The sequence below is a fragment of the Ramlibacter sp. GCM10027632 genome (assembly GCF_042675325.1).
Taxonomy (GTDB): domain Bacteria; phylum Pseudomonadota; class Gammaproteobacteria; order Burkholderiales; family Burkholderiaceae_C; genus Ramlibacter.
Genome location: NZ_JBHTGW010000023.1, coordinates 1 through 724, shown reverse-complemented (window position 1 = coordinate 724; position 724 = coordinate 1). Strand labels below are relative to the sequence as shown.

The 724-nt window shown below is 66.0% G+C and carries 1 protein-coding gene; it reads right to left on the bottom strand.

All coding sequences use genetic code 11. From position 1 onward, the window contains the following. Positions 1-4: 4 nt before the first annotated feature. Positions 5-724: electron transfer flavoprotein subunit beta/FixA family protein (locus ACFQZY_RS19130; protein WP_377419145.1), on the bottom strand; the 720-nt coding region annotated here is incomplete at its 5' end.

The following is a 724-nucleotide window of genomic DNA, read 5'->3' as shown; positions in this document are numbered from 1 at the left end:
CATCTCAGATCACCTTGGCTTCGTTCTTGAGTTTGTCGACGAGGGTGGCCACATCCGGCACCTTGATGCCCGCGCCGCGCTTGGGCGGCTCGCTGACCTTCAGCGTCTTGATGCGCGGAGCCACGTCCACGCCCAGGTCCTCGGGCTTGAGCGTCTCCAGCGGCTTCTTCTTGGCCTTCATGATGTTGGGCAGCGTCACGTAGCGCGGCTCGTTCAGGCGCAGGTCCGTGGTGATCACCGCCGGCAGGCTCACCGCCAGCGTCTCCAGGCCGCCATCCACTTCACGCGTGACGTTGGCCTTGTCGCCGGCCACTTCCACCTTCGAGGCAAACGTCGCCTGCGGCAGGTCCGCCAGCGCCGCCAGCATCTGGCCGGTCTGGTTGCAGTCGTCGTCGATCGCCTGCTTGCCCAGGATCACGAGACCCGGCTGCTCCTTGTCCACCAGCGCCTTGAGCAGCTTGGCCACCGCCAGCGGCTGCAGTTCGAGGTCGGCCGGGGTCTCCACCAGGATCGCGCGGTCCGCGCCAATGGCCATGGCCGTGCGCAGCGTCTCCTGGCAGGCCGTCACGCCGCAGGACACGGCGATCACCTCGGTGACCGCGCCCTTCTCCTTCAGGCGGACCGCTTCCTCCACCGCGATCTCGTCGAACGGGTTCATGGACATCTTCACATTGGCGATGTCCACACCCGTGTTGTCCGACTTCACGCGGACCTTCACGTTGTA